Below are 19,267 nucleotides of genomic sequence, written 5' to 3'. Positions count from 1 at the left end.
GCATCAGTCTTCCCCGTGCCATTTTCGTCGCAGATGCAACCATCCCACGGTGGAGAGTGGCAGGTAGACGATTCCTTGCATGAATAGGAAGGCGAGGCTCACGCCGATGGCACCGTAGTGAATTCCTCCCCACCAAATGAGCAAACCGCTGAGGCAGCATGCGATCAAACTCAGTGTGAGATAGGGTGATTTTCCGTGAGCATGGAGGTACAGCCATTGGAACTCGAAAATCAGTGCCGTCCACAAACCGATGATCAAAAGCGCAGTTGGCATTGCGGGGAGAAAACGGTGGGCATAGCGAAATTCAAAGTAGTCCAGTCCAAGGACTCCGACCAGAAACACCGCTCCAAGCACGGCCATCAATCCCGCCGCGATTTTCCCAACGCGAAAATAGACTCGGTCCAACTCTTTGTAGTCGCGTTGTGCGATCAGCATTCCGAATCGGGGAACGCGGGTGCGAACCCAGGACGAGCAGGCAATTCGCATGGATTGCAAAATGTTCCAGGTCAGTCCGAACTGCCCTGCGACAACAGCATCCTGGTACCGAAACAAAACCGGAAGCATGACATCCGCATTGAAATAGTTGAAGAAACCTTTCAGCATCAGCTTTGACTGGAAGGGCCAAATTTCTTTTCGCCACGCCACCTTCGCTCCGGTCGGGCGTTTCGCGAAAGCGGCGAAAAACCGAGGGTACTTCCCAAGCATCCAACCGATTTCACAAATCAAGCGAACCGCAGTTGCCAGGGCCGGAATCCAAAGTGCTGCCCCAAGCGGAATCGCGATCCAAACCACAAGACTCCCCGCAATTCCTCGCACCAAGTTCAGCTTGTGAATTTCACGAACTTGGTCGCATCCTTCTAGCACCGCCAAAAACGGAATCAAGGCAAACGCAACGGAAGAGAGACCCACCAAGGTCAACCACGGCGCACGCCACGTGAGTGAATCCGCGGAGGGGTCATCCGCGAAAAACCATAAGCCAAAACCGCTGGCAATGATGGCAAATAGCGACGCGAGCAGCACCTGAACCACCACCGAAATACGCATCAGGTGCGTAAGCTTCGAGATCGCATCAGCCTCGCCCACCAAACTCAGACGTCCATCCAAATCCAGTTGGCTCCATAAATGACTGGTCATTGTGACAATGGTCTGTGGGAAAGCGAGTTCGAAGAACATCTGCAGTCCAATCACCGACCAAAACGTGACGTAAAACCCCTGCACTTCGGGTGAGAAAAATTGAACCACCAGCCAAAGCGTTACGGGACCAGATATGAATTGCCAGTACCGTGTTGCGACAGCATAGAAAGTCGCTCGGTCGACCTCCATTCGATTCAACACCCGGCGCGGCCAAGAGCGTTGTTCTGGCGGCGTGCTAGCAGTCATTGAGATTGATCCGCGGGGGAAATATCTCGCTGATCAGAAACTAGCGAGGCTTTTTGCAAGGCTAGTTTGCCAAGGTCCGCTCCTGCCAATTCAAGAGACGCAATGTTTTTGCTGCAACTGTATTCCAGTAGTGTTGATAAAGCCAAATCGATCTGCGGTTCTGATGCGGGGTCGACCGAAAATTGGTGGTGAACTCGTGTGTCAAATTCGCCATGCACGACCAGACGAAGGCTCAGTGATTCGCGGCCGAGGACTCGTAATCGAAGGTTCGGATAGCGAGTCGGGTCCCAGGAACCGCTCGGTGACTGAAGCATCAAAGATTCATCCGTAGACACGATCTTCAACGGTTGGGATTGATCTGGAGATTGTCTCTTCACGTCCGAAGCAACGTCATCGTCGGAAGCATTCACGCTTCGGGATTCGATCTCCAACGGTGTAAACGCGATTTCTCGCAAGAGGTCGTTGGTGTGCAGGAGCTTGATAAAGGATGGAGAGATCGAGTCGCGAATTTTCAGAGATGGATCGTTCTCGAGCGGTACGCAAACGATGCTACGAGGACGGGATTCAAGGAGTGGCACCAGCATTCGCAGCGAGGGGCGCTCTCCCCATGGAAAGGCAAGTTCTGGAAGTGCATGAGCGATCGCATCTCCGGAAAGGTTCGGAAGACGCAGGTCTTCGGGCGAATCCTGCTCCAAGGGGGAAATCACCTCGTCTCTCAACCGACCGACAGCCCGGCGTTCCCGAATTTGTTCGCGAAGTTTGCCGTTTCGACTTACATCGCGGTCCAGGAATGGCAATTCAGCGCGAGCCCCTAGTTCAACCGCACCATGCCCTAGGAGAGCAATGGCAAGGAAGCCGACGAGCGTCTGAGTCAGTCGCCAATGCAAGCGGTTGTTGGAGGAAGTTGCATTCCAGAAACCTTGGACACAAAAACTCGCGGTCAGACACAGCCAGACGTACGCAGGACCGAGGTATTTTGCCGCGACGATATAATCGAAGCCTGGAATTGGGCGACCTAAACACACCATGGTGATGATTCCAAGCATGATCAAAATGATTGCCAGGGTGGTGGCTTTCAATTCTCGCGTCAGAGCTCGGGAACTACAAATGAAGATCGCTGCCGCTGCGACCGAGACCGAAAGCAAGAACGGTAGCAGCAAACCAACTTTGTCGACGTGGTGAGGAAGCGGAAAACAAACGGTGACGATCAACGTCGACACAAACAGAAAAAATTGCTGGGCAAACCCGGTGAGCGTGAGCGGTTCATCCGTCAGCGTTAAGAACTCATCGTTCCCGGGGAGCGAATATGCGAAGCGGTACACCGCCATCGAAATCGCGACAACGCCGATGACGGCGAAGGCAATCGCTCGGCCATCCCGGAATGTCTCACGAATCGAATTTGAACCGGGGCGTGACAGCAACCTCATCGCAGCAAATACCAGGACGGCACATGGCACCCAGTAGCCACTCGGATTCATGAGGCAAGCCACCAGCACTGCCAACACACAGCCGGCGAAGTAGCTTCTTCGTTGAGTTTTCTCCCAACGTATCCATGACCAACATCCCAGCAAACCGCAGGTGGTGATTTGCATGTACTTCTGGAGGATATAAGAACCTGCGGTGAACTCTCCCCACAGGGACCAGTTGATGCACAGGAATAGAAATACAAACGTGCTGATTCGATTGAGGGTGCACTCTCGAAGAAGGATGCAGCCCGAGTAGAGCATCAGTGAGAAAGAAAGGAGGACTCCAAGGTTGTATGCAAAGGGATTGGTTGCAAATATTTCGTACAGGAACGAATACTCCAAGCGGAGCAGCGGGAGCACGTGGTCGTTGTGAGTTGACAACAAAGAACCAGGGAAATTTCCGTCGCGAGCGACCCCGACCATGAAATAGTCGTCGCTCTCGAAGTATCCCCAAAACAAAGTTCGCCAGTCGTACGCCAAAACCGATGCAATGCTCCACAGGGCCCAGAAAAGGTGCTCTGATCGTGACAAACTCGCGATCGACTGATTTGCGGGCTGGTCATCGATGCTCCCGTCGAACCAGGCACGCAATCGGTGCTGATAAAACGCCTCCGCTCGGGATCGAAGTGTCCATGACATCGCTGAAACGACCAGTCCGATCGCACAGCCAGGAAGAAGCAGTTGTCGTATTTTGCTGGCCAGGACCCGAGCGGACTCTCCGTCGCCGATGGAAATGGCATCCACGATGATCTCGATGGGAACCAACCAGAGCAGGCCTGAAGCAATCGCCAGAACGGCGGTCGCGAGCGATATCCACGGAAACGAAGGAACTCGACCATCCCTTTGTTCATTTCGCAAAATGCGGTTTCCTTTCAATTCGGTCTTCGCCGTTCGGTGTGGGAGGTCAAAGGAGGCTGGATGACAGTTCGGCGGGAACTGATCCGCCTCACCTCAGGATTTGTGGCAGGGATAGGTCTCAGAGAAACCCCACTGCCACGAGAAAAGCACGCTTTTCGTTGCGGAAAATGACGCTGGTACGTTATACTCCGAGTCTTGGTGAAACTCACTCGGTCCACTTTTCAACGGCTCTGCGGGCACATCGAACGTATGTGGAGCCTGCGCTTGTCGGCCAAGTTGGAAAATGATCTCCTTGCTCAAGATTGGGGTGGGGGAGGATCAAGTCAATCGTCTGCGACCACACGAACGCTCAAAGGCTTTAGATGATACTCAGGACTGTTCTATGGTCATTCGCAAGTCTCGCTGCGATGTGCCTTCAAGCGAACTCTGCTTCCGCCTACACCCCGTTTGATACGCAGGTTGTGGGGATGGTTGACCGAGGGTTGGTCTACCTGGAGAACGCGGACCAAAAGGACTATCTCTACGGGACGGCCGGATTTGCCGGTGGGTTGGGGGAGCGAGCACTTGTTGCTTACACGCACTTCAAAGTGAAGCATGACGCCAGTGCTCGCGTGGTCCAGCAAGGCATCGCTGCGGCCCGGACGATGGTGGGAGTGATCCGAAGCGGGAAACGCAACGTGCCCGGCATCAGTTTTGAGGTGTACTCCACCGCTGTCGCCGTCATGTTGCTCGCGGAAGTGGACAAGGAAAAGTACAAGTCGGAGCTGAAGACGCTTCAGGGTTTTCTCTACGAGCTGCAGTACCCCAATGGCGCTTTCAGCTACATCGGGCACAAGACCGGAGATATTTCACAGACGCAGTACGGTGTTCTCGCCATTTGGACTCTGGATCATGCCGGGATTCCGCTGGATTACAAACGCGTCGCGGCGTGCGCAAAGTGGTTGTTGCGGGTTCAGGACCCGGGCGGCGGTTGGCCATATCAGGCAGAGGATCCAGGAGCAGGACGGCCCAATATGCGGCAAACGGATGTCTACCCGGCGATGGCGTATGCGGGTGGCAGCAGCATTCTGATCGCGGGTGATGCACTGCGACTTTGGGGGGATGCCAGTCGGTCGGATATGTCCGCTTTTCCGGGGGCCCCGAAAGCCGTGAAGTTGTACGTTCCAGATGCCAACAGCGAGCGTCGCAAGGGAGTCACAGTAAATAGCGAAAAGGTCGTCAGTGCGATCAAGGCTTCCGACCAATATTTGGCGAACAAGGAGTACAAGCGGCAGGCAAAGGATTACTACTACTATCAGCTGTACACCCAGGAACGTTACGAGAGCTTCAAGGAAATTGCACTTGGTTTGAAGCCCGACGAGAGTCCCAGTTGGTACAACCAGGGCGTCGACGAACTAATCGGCTATCAAGATTCTAAGTCGGGCGGTTGGGGTGTTGAGGACCATGACCACTCTGGGTCGGTTGCGGGAACTTGTTTCGCGATTTTGTTTCTGATCCGGAGTACTCAGAGAAGTATTGCGGCGGCCAGCAGCGGTACTTTGGCTGGTGGGCAAGGCCTGCCAAAAGACACGACCAAGATTCGCCGAGAAGGGTCTCAGATCAAAGGAGAGCCTGTTGGAGCGTCGGTTTTGGATTTGCTCTCGGCTCTCGAAGACGATGGCAATGAAGCTCTCGAAGGTAAGTCGTTGCCGGAGAACATGCAGTTGGCGACGGATCCAAAGGAACTGCGAGCTCAGCTGGACCGGTTGGAACGGCTGGTTCGAGGCAGTCAGTCCTATCAGGCTCGCCGTGTTGCCGCTCGATTGCTCGGCAAGAGTGATGAGATGCGGGTGGTGCCTGCACTGATTTACGCCCTCAGTGACCCCGACCTTTCAGTTCGTCGTTACGCGAGAGATGGGCTGCGGTTTATCAGCCGAAAATTTGAAGGCTTCGAAATGCCTAACAAGCCTACCCAAGGCGAGCTTCGGAAGGCGGAAAGGGCTTGGATGGATTGGTATCTCACTGTGAATCCAAAACACATCTTTGTGGATCAGTGAGAACCCCAAGCAGCGAGGAACGCCTTCAGTGTTCTTCCTCGGGATTCGTCGGTGAGATGGGTTCGTTTGCGACCGCGTGACGCACCCAGTTTGCGAATTCGGATGCTATCTGATCTGCGTTGTGATACTGGTCCAGGTATTCATCCACTTGAGCCCACTGAATTGCATCGTGTCGAAGCTGTGCTTGGATGTTTCGTGTCAGCTTGTCGACTGACTCGTCGCACCCCAATCCGGCCCCCGATCGCGATAGAAAATTGTCGTGGTCCGACAGCGAAACGATCGGTGTGTGAGAAGCTGCCGCTTGCAGCAAGACATTGGGGAATCCCTCGTGCTCTCGGCTTCCGGTCGACACGAACAGCTTTGCCGCTGCGAACACAGCGGGCATCTCGGCGAAGCGGACGCGGTCGATCAGCTCAACGTTCTCGGGAGCTTCGCGGCGAACACGCGCTTCGATCTCTGAATCAAACGGGTTGGCGATCATCTTGAATGATAGGTGCGGTAGCTTTCTGGCCGCTTCCAGCATGATGAGCGGGCGTTTGTGGAAATCGTCGTACCGACCGATCCAAAGAATGTCGAATGGCTGAGTGAAGGAGGCGGGGGCAGGTGTCGGAAACGGTGGCTGCCATTCTTCGCGAAGGATTGGATTGCGTGCGAGCAGACCGTCTCGATCAAAGGCTTGCTTCAGTCGATCGAGTTGCCATTGGCTTTGACAGACAACATGGTCCGATTGCAGCAAAGCAAATCGTCGTGCAGACGATGATTCACCGCATTCGTTCCGGTATTCCACTTCGGTTGCCAGGCCGTCTTCCAGCCCTGCGTTGGAGCGAACGCAGACGAAACTTGGGGTTTGCTCCGTTGCTCCTGTCGCAACCACGCGTGAGCTGGAAGAGCTGACGCCAAATGAGATCCAGGCGTCGATTGATTTTCCAATCAAGCGAGGATCTGGTTCTTTATCAATGGGATCGCGGGATCGAAAGGGCCGTGTCACCGCCAGAAGTGGCAGTTGCCAAAGCAAGTGAGGCGAGAAACGCCGAAAGCGTTTGGATTCGGTGTCGATGCATTCTCCCACCGCGTGGCGAATCGCTCGGAAACGATTGACACTGATGTCGAGCTTGACGCCTTCGATTTCCTTGGGCCAGGGAGTTGAGCCGTTTTGAGGGCTGTCGGTTTCGAGGAAGCAAATTGGCTGGATATCGGTTTGGTTGGCGAGGTGACGTGCCAATGTCCACATCGCGGTTTCGAGACCGCCGAAGGTCTCGCCAAATCGTATCGAGGTGGGCTGTTTTGAGCCCGAATCGCTAGCGGGATCGAAAGCGGTTTGTGTGGGCGCAGCAGGTGGGACGATGGCTGGCAGAGCGTGCCAGGCAACCAGGCCGACGCGAAGAGGCTTTGAATTCATAAACGGGCGATTCGCCAATTTTGCCTAGCGACGATAAACTGAGTTGAAAACAAACCGCCGCGAAAATCGACCGTCGAATGATTGAGAAAGACGCCACGCCAGATTCCGCCCCCAAGCGAACCGTGCCGCCGCTTCGGATTGGTGATTTGGTCATTGACCCGCCGATTTTGCAGGCGCCCATGGCTGGGTTCACCAACGCTGCGTTTCGACACATTGTACGTCAATTCGGCGGTGCGGGGCTGCTGGCGACCGAAATGGTCAACGCTCGTGGATTCGTTTGGCTGGACGAAAATGAAGCCGAACACCCCGATCGATTGTGGGGGGTGGCGGATGAACCCCGGCCGCTGGCGGTTCAAATTTGGGACAATGATCCCGAGACCATGGCCAAGGTCGGGCGACGATTGGCCGAGGAATACCGCGTCAGCGTGGTGGATATCAACTTTGGGTGCCCCGTTCGGCAAGTCACCGAGAAGGCTCACAGTGGAAGCTACCTGCTGCGAGAACCCAATCGGATGCACGCGATTATTTCCCGATTGGTGGAAGTGTGTGCTCCGACGCCGGTGACAGCGAAAATCCGCTTGGGATGCAGTCGCGAAAACATCAATTGCAACGAGATTGCACATGTCGTCGAGGAAGCTGGCGCGGCGGCTCTTACCGTTCATGGGCGAACGGCGGCGGACATGTTTCGCGGCAACGCGGACTGGGAACGGATCAGCGAAATCAAATCGCACCTGCGCAACATTCCGCTGATCGGGAACGGCGATCTGGACAGCGCCGAGAAAGTCGTGGCAGCGTTCGATCAGTACGACGTTGATGCGGTCATGATCGCTCGCGCGTGTCTTGGCCGGCCTTGGTTGTTTTCGCAAGCTGCCGCGGCGTTGCGTGGTGAGCCGATTCCGCCCGAACCGACGCTACCCGAGCAACGCGATGTGATGCTCAAGCATTACCAATTGGTCGTGGATCGCTTTGGCGACGAAAAAGGAACCGTGCTGATGCGCAAATACGCGTGTTGTTACGCCCAAGGAAAACACGGCGCCCGTTACTTTCGGACTCATGTGGCCAAGGTTTCGACGCCGGAAGAGTTTCACTCGGTCGTGGAAGAGTATTTCCCGCTGCACGACCCGCGAGACGAGAAGCAGGAAGCCGAGAGTGTTTCGAGTGCCGCGGGTTCCTAGCAGACTGTTAAGCCCCAGCCGTGCTCGTGCTCAGGTCGCAGACCGGTGCTCGTACTCGTCATCGAAAAGGCGAACGTCGGTCGATTTGTTCTGATTCTTTCTGGAAAGGCGAGGCACTTCGATGGGGGAACCACAATTCGATCACGAGCGACTGGATGTCTACCGGGTGGCAGTTGAGTATGTTTCTTCGGCTTTCTTGGTCTCTGATTCACTGAGCGGGCTGCATCGTCATGCTCGCGATCAGTGGTTGCGGGCGGCCCAGTCCATTCCGTTGAACATTGCGGAAGGAAACGGAAAGCGAAGCTTGCGGGATCGAGCTCGGTTTCTTGACATTGCCCGCGGTTCGGCGCTGGAGTGTTCAGCAATCCAGGATGTTTTGGTCGCAACCGGTGGCATGACATCCATTCGTAGCAAGGAACTCAAGCTTTCACTCGTTCGTGTCGTCGCGATGCTTACCCGAATGGCGATGAAGTTCGGCGAAGTGTCTGAAGATGGCGCGGACAACGACATTTGATCCCGTTTCGTTTGCAATGAGTTACGCCCCAATCGTGCTCATGCTCAGGTCGCAGACCGGTGCTCGTAACTCGCCATCGAAAAACGAGCACGAGCACGAGCACGAGCACGAGCACGAGCACGAGCACGAGCACGAGCACGAGCACGAGCACGAGCACGAGCACGAGCACGAGAGCTAGGAGCTAGGAGCTAGGAGCTAGGAGCTAGGAGCTGCTCGACGTAGCTTGGAAAGTCTTGCATGTTTTCAGGGGGCTCGCCGGGGCCGATGACCAGTGGGCCATCGCTGTGGTGTGCCGGGAGGACGCCGTGGCTGCCGCGGACCAGTGTTGGATCCAGCGGGATCACGTCCATTTTGTAGCGGAGGCCGGCTTTCTTTTGGGCCAGTCTCCCGGCCGCGCGAAGCTTGCTGGTCATGAACAGTTCGCACGGGTCGTAGCCGGGTTTTCGATGGATGTCGACGGTCCGTGCAAAGTCCGGGGCGTTTGCGTCGTCGAGCCAGTAGTAATAGGTGAACCAAGCGTTGGGTTTTGCCAAAGCGATCAGTTCACCGCTTCGTGGGTGATCCAGTTGCAGGTCGCCGGGTGAGACGACCGACGCGACGCCCGGCGTTTCTTCGAGCGTTTTGCGAACGGTGGGGATCAGCTCGGGGCGGCGGACGTAGACGTGAGCCAGTTGGTGATCGGAAACCGCGAAGGCATCGCTTTCGCCCGGCAGCATGATTTCGCCGAAAGGACCGCGTCGGACTTTCAGCCACTCGTTGCGACGGAGGACTTGGTTGATGCCGACGGGCGTGTCGACGGGAACCAAGCCGTACTCGCTGACGACAACAACTTGAGCTCCGATTTCACCTGCGGCCTCGATGACCTTTGCCGCCGCCGCATCGACCTCCGCGACTCGGGCGGGATCGTGGTCGGGCAATCGCTGGAAGTCGTAATCCAGGTGAGGCAGATAGCACAGCGTCAGTTGCGGTTGTTTCTCTCGCATGACGATCGCTGTTGCTTTGGCGATCCACTCACTTGAAGCGATGCCGGCGGCTGGGCCCCAGAAACCGAAGAATGGAAAAGGGCCGAGTCTGTCGGTGAGGTTGCATCCAGACCAATCCAGGATGTCAAAGACTTTGCTGCCGTCGCATCCGTAGTGAGGTTTGGGGGTAGCACCGTACTTGGCCGTGGTGGATTGGTTGAACCACCAAAACATCTTGGCGGTTTTGTAGCGGTCGTAGAAAACGTCGCCTTCGACCAGCGTGCGGGCTTGCTGCCAAAACCGGATTTCCTGCGTGTCGCGGTACAGCCATCCGTTGCCGACGACGCCGTGGTCTCGCGGGGCCAAACCGGTCAGCATGGTCGCTTGGCTGGTGCAAGTCACCGCCGGAACGGGGCTGGTCCAGGGGCGGTGATTTCCCATCGCGGCGAGGTTCGGGGCATGCCGAAGCAATTTTTGGGTCAGGCCGACGATGTTCAGAATGCAGAGTTTTGTCACGTAAGGCTACTTTTTTGCGAGTTCAGCCGCTTTCGAGCGTTTCTCAGCACATCGCTGGTGACAAACCCCCGACGCGTTTGCGATGGATTCACTATCCTATGGCCCATCTCCCCATCATTTTGGTTCGAATCAATCCTTCGTACAGGAGTCTTCATGTTGTTGTCAAAGCTCGCTCGTTTCAGCTTGCTAAGAATCGCCGCCTTGGTTGTTGTCCTTTTCGGGACGGGGGGAGCGGTTGCATTCGCGCAAGAAGAAGTGGCCTCGGTGGAGGTTGCGGAGGAGACGGTCGCTGAAGCGGAGGTCGGGCTGGACCAGCAGATCGATGAGTGGTTCCGGCCAATCGCTGAAAAGTGGGGAGCCGTCGTTTTCTACAGCGTGGAATTGCCGGGCGTCGGTCCATTGCCGTTGGTATTGATTCTGCTCGTTGGCGGAGCGTTGTTCTTCACGATCGCATTTGGGTTTATCAACCTACGTTTGTTTCCCTTGGCGATTGAAGTGGTCAGCGGGAAGTTCGACGAGATCGAAAAACAAGGCCAAGACATCCCGAAGGGAGTCGAGGTCATGGAGGTCGATGGTGACTTGGTTGACACCATTCGAGATGAGGGTGAAGGCGAGGTCTCGCACTTCCAGGCTCTCGCGACCGCGGTTTCGGGAACGGTTGGTCTGGGGAATATTGCGGGGGTAGCCGTCGCCGTTGCCACCGGCGGTCCTGGTGCAACGTTTTGGATGGTTGTCTGCGGATTGCTCGGCATGTCGACTAAATTTGTCGAATGCACCTTGGGTGTGAAATACCGCGACGTGGATGCCAATGGCGTGGTCCACGGCGGGCCGATGTACTACTTGAAGAAAGGGCTCACCGAGCTGGGGCTGGAACCACTTGGAAAAGTGATGGGCGTTCTGTTCGCCATCTTCTGCGTGGGCGGATCGTTTGGCGGAGGCAACGCGTTTCAGTCGAACCAGGCCGCTCAGCAGATCAAATCATTGCTCGGTCTGCCCGACACGGGGTCATCGGGAACGATCATCGGTTTGGTGATGGCGGTCTTGGTCGCGATCGTGATCATCGGCGGCATCAAGCGAATCGCGAAAGTCACTGAGAAGGTCGTGCCGTTGATGGCGTTGATGTACGTGATCGCTGCACTTGGAATCATCTTGATGCACATCCAAAGCGTGCCATGGGCGATCGGCCAAGTCATCTCCGGCGCGTTTTCGTTGGAGGCTGGCTTTGGTGGTTTGCTGGGCGTGATGGTTCAAGGTTTCCGTCGGGCTGCGTTCTCGAACGAAGCGGGGGCGGGGGCGGCCGCCATTGCTCACTCGGCCGTGAAAACGCGTTTTCCAGCTTCGGAAGGCATCGTGGCTTTGTTGGAACCGTTCATTGACACCGTTGTGATCTGCACGATGACAGCGATTGTGATCGTACTTTTCAACGCGGACGGCTCGTTCGAGTGGGGACAAGTCGAGTCCAGCACGGTCCTGATCGACGGAGCTCGTTTGGGCGGCGTGGATTTGACCTCCGCGGCGTTTGACAGCGTGCTGCCTGGTTTCCGCTACTTGCTGACGATCGCGATCATTCTGTTCGCGTTCTCAACGATGATCTCTTGGTCGTACTACGGCCTGCAGTCGTGGAAGTATCTGTTCGGACGCAGCGTTGCTGCTGACTTGTCCTACAAATTGTTGTTCTGCTTGGTCGTCGTGGTCGGAGCAGCGGTTTCGCTCGGTTCCGTCATCGATTTCTCAGACGCGATGATTTTCGCGATGGTCTTTCCGAACATGATCGGGCTGTTTTTGCTGTTCCCGAAGGTTCGGCAAGAGCTGAACGCCTACTTGGAAGCCATCGGCAGGAAGTAGCCAGATCGGTTGGCAACCACATGTCGCCGATTGATTTCGGCGGCTGGTTGCGATCGGTGATTGCCGATCCGAGGCTCTTTGTCGTCTGGACGCTGCCAGCGACGAAAGGCAGAGAAGAAAGAGTGGTTAGAGGCGGGCTCGAACCGCCGACACCGGCCTTTTCAGGGCCGTGCTCTACCAACTGAGCTATCTAACCGAGATTTAGAGGCGTATTACCCCTGAAATGTTGCCTTTTGCTTGCTTCAAAAGAGCAAGTTCGTCGGCGACACGGTAGGAAAGTACGCTATGATGGGTGTCGTCGTCAATCGGCCTCTTCAAAACACTTTTCCTGGCCAACGAATTGGTCGCTCCTTGCTCAAGGACTGATACATGGCTTCATCCGATCAGAACGTGATCGACGAACCACAGATCGACGAAAAATCTAATCTCACGAGCAATGACGGTGCGTCGCAAGGGGCGAGTTCCGCCGGCACGGATGGTATGTCGGAGATTCAGAAGCAGCGTTTGGAAGAACGGGAGCGTCTGCGGACCAGCAAGTTCGACATTGTGACTTCGCTGTTCATGTCGCTGATTCTGTTCATCGGCGCCTTTGTTCTGATGCTGTTCATCGTCTGGCTGACGATGCGAATGCCAGAAAGAGTCAAATCATTCCCGCCAATTGAAGAAAACGCGGCGGGTCGTGCCGACAACGCCGAAGGTTTCGAGCGTGACTTTGAGCCGCCCGGAGCGGAGGAAGTCGAAGAGCTGATGGAGCCTACTCTGCAGGACACCATCGAAGCCGTGACGGACGCGGTCAGCAGTGTCGCCGGTGCGTTGGACACGATGAACACCAGTGCCACTGCCAGCACTGCGGGTTCGGGGAAAGGTGACAGCCGTCCACCTGGTCCCGAGGGGGAAGGCGAAGACATCATTCCTCGATTCGAACGTTGGCAATTGAATTTCTCGGCCAAAGGAATCAAGCCGTACGCCAGCCAACTGGATTACTACAAGATCGAACTCGGTGCCATCGGCGGGACCGTTCAAGGCGTGGATTACGCGAGTGATCTAGCCGCTCGGCCGAAGTCGCGGCACGTCAATGACAGCGAGTCCGAGAAACGGTTGTACTTCATGTGGACGACTCCCAGCCCCCTGATGCAATTCGACCGAACGTTGCTGACTCAGGCGGGAATCAATGTCACCGGCCGACAAATGTTGAAGTTCATCCCCGAGCAACTCGAAAACGAACTGGCCCACATCGAACTTGCATACGCCAAGGAAAAAGGCCATCCAAGCGTCGTTTCGATTGCGAAAACGATCTTCCAGAGTACCGCCAGCGGAAGCGGATACGAATTCGAAGTCGTCGAACAGCGGTATCGCAAAGGCAAATGACGTGAAATTTCGAAACTCGTGACCACAATGGTGCTGGGCGACTTGGTCGTCTCGGCCCAAAGGTATCATTCTTCGCTCGGGTCCGGTCGCGAGACCATCACGAGTCAGGGTGAAACCTCACTCAACAAAGTTCAGAACGCGACGCAAAGCGGGCTGGCATCGAACCCAAATTTGTCTCCTCAGCGAGACGCCCAACCGAATCCAACCAAACAATCGTATCACTCTGAAAGTACTTAGGACAAAACGTTGTTGCTCGCTGAAACTTCGCTGTACGAAATCATCTCCAACTCAACGTACCTGGCTCTTGCTGCCGTTGCGCTTTGGGGGCTGTATCAGATCGTGATCGTGTGGACCCGCGTCGGTCAAAAACGATTCAAGACGGAAGAACAACAAGACGCGTTCATGGACGACGTCGAACAAATGTTGCGAGCGGGTGACTACGAGGGCGTTCACGAATACTGCGATGGCGACGTTCGGGCGATCCCGCAAATGATCGACATGGCCGTTGTCAATCGCGACGAAGGTTTCAAACGTGCCAAGCAAATCATGATGGACCGCTTCCAGCGTGACGTGATGAGCGACCTCGAATACCGACTCAGTTGGGTCAGCACGGTCATCAAGAGTGCTCCCATGATCGGGCTGTTCGGGACGGTATTCGGGATGATGGGAGCGTTTAAGACGCTCGCAACCGCCGAACAAGTCGAACCGTCGGCGCTCGCGGGTGACATTCAAGTTGCACTGGTGACGACGGCCAGTGGTTTGGCGATCGCGATTCCGTTGATGTTGTTGGTTGCCACCGTGATGATTCGAATCGCGAAAATGGAAGACTTGTTGGGTTCCGGTCTTCAGCGATTCTTCGAGGCGTTCAAGGTTGGCCTGGCTAAGTCGCAAGGTGCGGCGACCAAGAATGGTGCCACTGCCAACGCGGAAGCCGTTGCTGCTGGAGTGCGATGATGAGCCAGGGATTCATTGACGACGATGATGATGACGAACCAGCTCTGCCTCGGAAAAAGCGTCCCGAGGAAGAGATGGACATCACGCCGATGATCGACATCACCTTCCTGTTGCTCATCTTCTTTGTCGTTGCTTCCAAAATGGATCCGACGCAGACCGGGAAGATTCCAGAAGCCACGAACGGTTTGGCGATTTCGGCGAAGGACTCGGCGGTGATTTTTATCGAGCCTGCTGGTGGTGATTCACCCGCCATTTTGCGTCGTTACGACCGCAGTGAATTCAGCAAAGACGAAGAGACCGCGACCGGCGAGATCATTGAATACGTCACCGGTGAATTGGAGAAATCCATCGGGACGAATAAGAACCAAGTGATGTTGCTCGGGGACGCGGAGGTGAAGGTGTCCGAGGTCACCAGGGTTCAGAAGATCATCGGTGATGCATTTCAAGATCTGGAATTCACTTACATCGCCGTCAAAGAACAGTAATCCGCATCCGTTTTGAGTGACGATTATGTCCATCCAATTTGAGTGCCCTTCCTGTGGTGAGTCACGCCGAGTGAATGAACGCTTGGGCGGACGGAAGATTCGATGTCCAGGTTGCGATTCACCGATCACAATTCCGGAAGCTCCTGCTGTTGTCGATGCCGAGCCAATCGAAGCGGAACCGGTTGAGGTTGAAGCTGTTGAGGTGGAGGCCATCGCAGCGGAACCCGTCGTCGAACCGGTGATGAGTGCGGAGCCCGAGTTGGCCGGGGTTGGCAGCCCAGCTCACGCCGCGATGCGTGATGGCCTCGCGGCCGTTTCCGAAGGCGTGGAACCTGCCGCGTTCAATTTGGACGACGATGATGATGCCCTGCCGCCACGAAAGAAACGTGACGACGGCGAACTCGACATGACACCGATGGTCGACGTGACGTTTTTGTTGCTGATCTTCTTCATGGTCACGGCGAGTTTCTCGCTGCAGAAATCCATTCAAATGCCTCGTCAGCAATCGGAGTTGCCCAGTTCCAATCCAGATCCAGATCCAACCGACGAAAAGGATCCTGTCGAATTGGAAATCGACGAAAATGGTGGCTTTCTGGTTCTGGCAGCAGAATGGGAAAAAGAAACCCCTGGCAAGCAGAACTTGATCAGCGCCCTGAAAGAGGCCGTCGGTGACAACCGCGATGGCATGCAGCTGAACATCAAGATTCATGAAAATGCCAAGCTGCAGTTCCTGGTCGATGGCATGGACGCTGGCACCATTGCTGGCTTCGCAGCTCTGCAGGTCACTGAAGTTGACGGTTTTGATTGATCCTTTCTTGACGCACCTCCCCACCGTCGCACGCTGACGATTTCCCCGCGTCGGCATCTGTGACTCTTTGCCTCTTGTCTTTTCTATCCACCAACAGAACCCACCGGCTCGCTGGTCGGCGGTTTCACATTCATCAACATGCTTGCAAACGAACTGATTGACCAACTGGAACGGCGGGGTCTCTTGGACCAAGAGATCATCGAGGCGTTGCGGGAACAAATGTCACAAGGTGGTTCACGGGTGACTCCTGAAGCGGTGGCCAAGCTTTTGGTCGACAATGGACAGCTGACTCGATTCCAAGCGACCAAGCTGATCGGCGAACTACGCAGTGAAACGTATGACTCCGAAGCTGCGGAAGTCGTCGATGGCGAAGAAGATCTGACGGCGCAACTGATCGATGATGATGACGTTGCCGAAGCCGTGATCGAAGACGACGACCCATTCGGCGACAATCCGGTCGAAGTCGAAGCGATTGTGGCGGAGCCCGTCGAAGTGGTTGCGGAAGCGGAAGTGATGAGCGGTGCGGGTGGTGCTCCATCTCGCGGGCGCCCATCCGCTCGCGTGAAGAAGCCCGAGACCAAATCGACTTGGGACTCGTTCAAAATTTACGGCTATTTGGGAATCATCGTATTCTTGATTCTTTCCGGAGGCGTGCTTTGGTTTGTGCTTTCCAAAGGCAACGCGGACGAGTTCATCACACTCGCCAACAAGCAATACGACAGCCAAAGCTACCAACCGGCTCAAGACGCCTACATCGCTTACCTCGATCAATTCGGTGAAAGCAGTCAGTACTCTTCACTGGCTCGAACGCGAATCATCATGTGCGAGTTGTTCCGTGCGGAGCAGATGACCGATCCGGTGGCTGGTTTGGAAATGGCAAAGGAGAAGTTGCCGACCATCATCAACGAAGAAGCCATGAATGATGAGCGAGGTAACTTGGCTGGGTTCCTGGTTGATGTTGCAGAGAACATCGCGAAAGAAGCCGAGTTCGCGAAAGAAACAGAAGAGAAGCGACGTTTGCTCGAGAAACTCGACGAGCAGCAAACGTTGATCGACGATCCGAACTACATGTTGTCATCGATGAAGACGACTTTGTCCGGACGGTTGTTGCAACTCTCGGAAGCTCGCAACCGCGTCAAACGCGAAATCGATCGCAACGTTCGGCTGGATGAAACCGAAGCGGCGATGCAGACCGCGCTCGAAGAAAAGAACACCAAGGAAGCTTACGACCAACGAGATTCGTTGCTGCGTGATTTTCCTGAACTTGCCAAGGACCCGCGTTTGGTTTCGTTGATCGAAGAGGCCAGCGACATTCAGCAAACGTTGGTCAAACCATCGGCGAAAACTCCCAAGGTCAGTACAGAACCGGCCAAGGATGCCGCACTGCGATCGATTGTTCTGACGACACGCCAGGGTGATCCGGTTGTCGGAGCCGAGGACGAGGTCTTCTTCCTGCGTGCCGGTGGATCGGTGCTGGCATTTGCGGTCGACGACGGTCGATTGCTGTGGCGTGATTACACGGGCCAAGGCGAAGATTACACGCCATTGCGGTTGGATGACGGGACGGCGGTCCTGCTATCGGACATGGCCAACGATGAGATTCGTCGCTGCCGCGGTGAAGACGGAGTCGTCGAGTGGCGTGCAAAAATTGGCGAGCCATTTGTCGAACCTGTTTCGGGCCGTGATTCCATCTTGGTGACCATGGACTCGGGGACTTTGGTCTCGATGGACTCGGATTCCGGCGATGTGAAATGGTCGACGGATCTGTCGCAAGAATTGTCGACCCCCGCGGGACTGGACGACACGCTGAACCGAATCTACATCCCTGGCAGTCACAGCAACCTGTACGTGCTCAACGCACGCGACGGGAAGTGCATTGAAAGCTTGTATCTCGAACACGACGAAGGAACGATTGCGGTCGCTCCTGTGTCCTTGTTGGGGCACGTGTTTGTGATCGAGAACGCGGGCAGCGATTACGCTCAAGTTCACGTTTTGAAAGTCGACGAGAACGGCGAGAACATTTCGATTGCTCAAGATCCATTCCGGCTGGACGGCAACGTGGTCGTTCCACCGATCGTTCAGAACCGTCGATTGATTGTGTTGACCGATCGCGGCCAAGTCGCTGTGTATGACATCGAGCCAACATCGGAAAAGGATCAGGTCTCATTGATCGCCCAACAGGTTGCTGCATACGACACGCCCACGTTGACTCGCATGGCGGTTGGACGCAGTCAAATGTGGATCACGGGAACGCGAATTGGTCGCTATGAATTGCAAATCAATACGGGGCGAGTTGTTTACGATTGGGGCAAGAACGAAGGCGACACCTTCATTGGCCAACCATTGTCACTGGACGATGTTTTGGTTCACGCTCGAGTGTTGAAAGGCACCTCTGCGATTCGTGTGACGGCGGCCGAACCCAAGACGGGGAACATGCTGTGGCAAACTGATGTGGGCACACCAATCGCGATGATCACTCCCGCGCCAGAAAGCGGTTTTCATGCGGTCACCAGCCAAGGTGCCCTGTTCGAGTTGACTTCTGAATCGCTCGCGACAGGATCGACGCAGGGGCCGATTGAGAATCCTGGTGCCAGTGGGATCTCGATGAGTTTCCAGAATCCGATTGCGGTCGATGAGGTCCGACGCATTCTGTTAAACCAAGCCGAGAAGGGCGAAGCGTTGATCTACGACCCGACTCGTCGAAGTGAGAAGCTTCGTAAGGTCACGTTCCAATTGACGGGGCCGAAGCCAACCGGCGTGGCAACGTTCAGCGGTGGCGGGTTGTTCTTGCCACTCGATACGGGACGTGCCGTGTTGATGGATTGGCAAACCGGTCGCGTGAAGGGGGCCCCGTTCCAACCGGCCAGCGACCCCACTGCGACGGTTGAATGGACCAACCCGATCAAGAGCGCCGCGGACCCGGACCAAGTCTTGATCGCCGACAGTCGAAAGAAGCTTTATCGATTGCGGGTCGGCGACCAAATTCGAGAATTGTCGAGCGTTGATTTGGAGTCGCCATTCCTCGGCAAGGTTGCTGGCGTTGAGTCGAGCTTGCTTGGCGGCGTGAGCGGTCCGGCCTCGGACTACTTGGTCGGCCACGACCAAACGGGGCTCGAGCAAACGTTCAAGAAGGTCTTGGACGGACGTGTGGTTTGGGGGCCCGTTGCGGCGCAGTCGGACGCCACCGGTGAGATCGCTTTGGTGATCACCGATGACCAAATGTTGCGAGGCTTCAGTGCCTCGGGTGAACCGCTCTTCCAGACACAAATGCCAGAGGCGGGACGGTTGGTTGATGACGTCGTTTCCATTGGTGGCCGCTGGGTTCTCACCGGCAAAGACGGCTGGCTGACTGCGGTCGATCCCGCCTCGGGCGATGTGGTTGGCACAACTCAATTGGGCCAACCTTTGTCGGCCGGCCCGTTGCCAGTTGGCGACAAGTTGCTGGTCCCGGGCACGGAAGGTGTCGTTTACATCACGAACATTCCCGGTGACGCCTGATCC

13 protein-coding genes and 1 tRNA gene are annotated in these 19,267 nt (G+C 55.7%); 9 read left to right on the top strand and 5 right to left on the bottom strand.

The window, feature by feature from the left end:
* Window positions 1-3 precede the first annotated feature (3 nt).
* Both CEE69_RS16320 and CEE69_RS16315 read right to left on the bottom strand, forming a co-directional pair.
* Entirely contained in the window at window positions 4-1,380 is a 1,377-nt protein-coding gene (locus CEE69_RS16320; RefSeq protein ID WP_099261693.1) for a lipopolysaccharide biosynthesis protein, read from the bottom strand.
* Window positions 1,377-3,704, bottom strand: coding sequence for a hypothetical protein (locus CEE69_RS16315; protein ID WP_099261799.1), 2,328 nt, complete (start codon window positions 3,702-3,704; stop codon window positions 1,377-1,379). The genes CEE69_RS16320 and CEE69_RS16315 overlap by 4 nt, the downstream gene beginning before the upstream one ends.
* Before the next feature lie 362 nt (window positions 3,705-4,066).
* Between CEE69_RS16315 and CEE69_RS16310 the strand changes: the two genes are divergently transcribed.
* Window positions 4,067-5,740: a hypothetical protein gene (locus CEE69_RS16310; protein WP_099261692.1), complete on the top strand. Its 1,674-nt coding sequence runs from the start codon at window positions 4,067-4,069 to the stop codon at window positions 5,738-5,740.
* Window positions 5,741-5,765: 25 nt separating this feature from the next.
* On the opposite strand, the gene CEE69_RS16305 is transcribed toward CEE69_RS16310, so the two are convergent.
* Entirely contained in the window at window positions 5,766-7,139 is a 1,374-nt protein-coding gene (locus tag CEE69_RS16305) for a glycosyltransferase family 4 protein (protein WP_233215292.1), read from the bottom strand.
* 77 nt (window positions 7,140-7,216) lie between these two features.
* Here CEE69_RS16305 and dusB point away from each other — a divergent pair, with 77 nt between their 5' ends.
* Together dusB and CEE69_RS16295 are read left to right on the top strand one after the other, a co-directional pair.
* The gene (dusB, locus tag CEE69_RS16300; protein ID WP_099261690.1) at window positions 7,217-8,314 is read left to right on the top strand and encodes a tRNA dihydrouridine synthase DusB; all 1,098 of its coding nucleotides are present in this window, start codon (window positions 7,217-7,219) and stop codon (window positions 8,312-8,314) included.
* 121 nt (window positions 8,315-8,435) lie between these two features.
* Window positions 8,436-8,828, top strand: coding sequence for a four helix bundle protein (locus CEE69_RS16295; protein ID WP_233215291.1), 393 nt, complete (start codon window positions 8,436-8,438; stop codon window positions 8,826-8,828).
* A gap of 188 nt (window positions 8,829-9,016) precedes the next feature.
* Here the strand turns inward: CEE69_RS16295 and CEE69_RS16290 are convergent, their stop codons facing one another.
* The gene (locus CEE69_RS16290; RefSeq protein WP_099261689.1) at window positions 9,017-10,306 is read right to left on the bottom strand and encodes a nucleotide pyrophosphatase/phosphodiesterase family protein; all 1,290 of its coding nucleotides are present in this window, start codon (window positions 10,304-10,306) and stop codon (window positions 9,017-9,019) included.
* Window positions 10,307-10,459: 153 nt separating this feature from the next.
* Between CEE69_RS16290 and CEE69_RS16285 the strand changes: the two genes are divergently transcribed.
* Complete coding sequence (locus CEE69_RS16285) at window positions 10,460-12,151, top strand: alanine/glycine:cation symporter family protein (RefSeq protein ID WP_099261688.1); 1,692 nt, start codon at window positions 10,460-10,462, stop codon at window positions 12,149-12,151.
* A gap of 123 nt (window positions 12,152-12,274) precedes the next feature.
* On the opposite strand, the gene CEE69_RS16280 is transcribed toward CEE69_RS16285, so the two are convergent.
* Window positions 12,275-12,347, bottom strand: a tRNA-Phe gene (locus tag CEE69_RS16280).
* A 173-nt stretch (window positions 12,348-12,520) separates the two neighbouring features.
* Between CEE69_RS16280 and CEE69_RS16275 the strand changes: the two genes are divergently transcribed.
* The 5 genes from CEE69_RS16275 to CEE69_RS16250 all read left to right on the top strand — a co-directional run bounded on the left by CEE69_RS16275 (window position 12,521) and on the right by CEE69_RS16250 (window position 19,264).
* Entirely contained in the window at window positions 12,521-13,519 is a 999-nt protein-coding gene (locus CEE69_RS16275) for a hypothetical protein (protein ID WP_099261687.1), read from the top strand.
* Between the two features lie 246 nt (window positions 13,520-13,765).
* A complete protein-coding gene (locus CEE69_RS16265) occupies window positions 13,766-14,473 on the top strand; it encodes a MotA/TolQ/ExbB proton channel family protein (RefSeq protein WP_099261685.1) in 708 nt (235 codons plus the stop codon).
* Window positions 14,473-14,958: an ExbD/TolR family protein gene (locus tag CEE69_RS16260; RefSeq protein WP_099261684.1), complete on the top strand. Its 486-nt coding sequence runs from the start codon at window positions 14,473-14,475 to the stop codon at window positions 14,956-14,958. Before CEE69_RS16265 ends, CEE69_RS16260 begins: the two co-directional genes overlap by 1 nt.
* Before the next feature lie 70 nt (window positions 14,959-15,028).
* Complete coding sequence (locus CEE69_RS16255; protein ID WP_099261683.1) at window positions 15,029-15,766, top strand: ExbD/TolR family protein; 738 nt, start codon at window positions 15,029-15,031, stop codon at window positions 15,764-15,766.
* A gap of 111 nt (window positions 15,767-15,877) precedes the next feature.
* Entirely contained in the window at window positions 15,878-19,264 is a 3,387-nt protein-coding gene (locus CEE69_RS16250; RefSeq protein ID WP_099261682.1) for an outer membrane protein assembly factor BamB family protein, read from the top strand.
* Window positions 19,265-19,267: the final 3 nt, after the last annotated feature.

Origin of the sequence: Rhodopirellula bahusiensis, assembly GCF_002727185.1 — a bacterium.
GTDB classification, from domain to species: domain Bacteria; phylum Planctomycetota; class Planctomycetia; order Pirellulales; family Pirellulaceae; genus Rhodopirellula; species Rhodopirellula bahusiensis.
Note: the sequence above shows the minus strand (reverse complement) of the source record. Positions and strands in the feature narration are given on the sequence as shown.

Excerpts from the sequence above, each read along its gene's own strand:
- CEE69_RS16310 (WP_099261692.1), top strand. The coding sequence starts at position 4,067 with ATGATACTCAGGACTGTTCTATGGTCATTCGCAAGTCTCGCTGCGATG.
- CEE69_RS16260 (WP_099261684.1), top strand. The coding sequence starts at position 14,473 with ATGAGCCAGGGATTCATTGACGACGATGATGATGACGAACCAGCTCTG.
- CEE69_RS16320 (WP_099261693.1), bottom strand. The coding sequence starts at position 1,380 with ATGACTGCTAGCACGCCGCCAGAACAACGCTCTTGGCCGCGCCGGGTG.
- CEE69_RS16295 (WP_233215291.1), top strand. The coding sequence starts at position 8,436 with ATGGGGGAACCACAATTCGATCACGAGCGACTGGATGTCTACCGGGTG.
- CEE69_RS16285 (WP_099261688.1), top strand. The coding sequence starts at position 10,460 with ATGTTGTTGTCAAAGCTCGCTCGTTTCAGCTTGCTAAGAATCGCCGCC.
- dusB (WP_099261690.1), top strand. The coding sequence starts at position 7,217 with ATGATTGAGAAAGACGCCACGCCAGATTCCGCCCCCAAGCGAACCGTG.
- CEE69_RS16275 (WP_099261687.1), top strand. The coding sequence starts at position 12,521 with ATGGCTTCATCCGATCAGAACGTGATCGACGAACCACAGATCGACGAA.
- CEE69_RS16305 (WP_233215292.1), bottom strand. The coding sequence starts at position 7,139 with ATGAATTCAAAGCCTCTTCGCGTCGGCCTGGTTGCCTGGCACGCTCTG.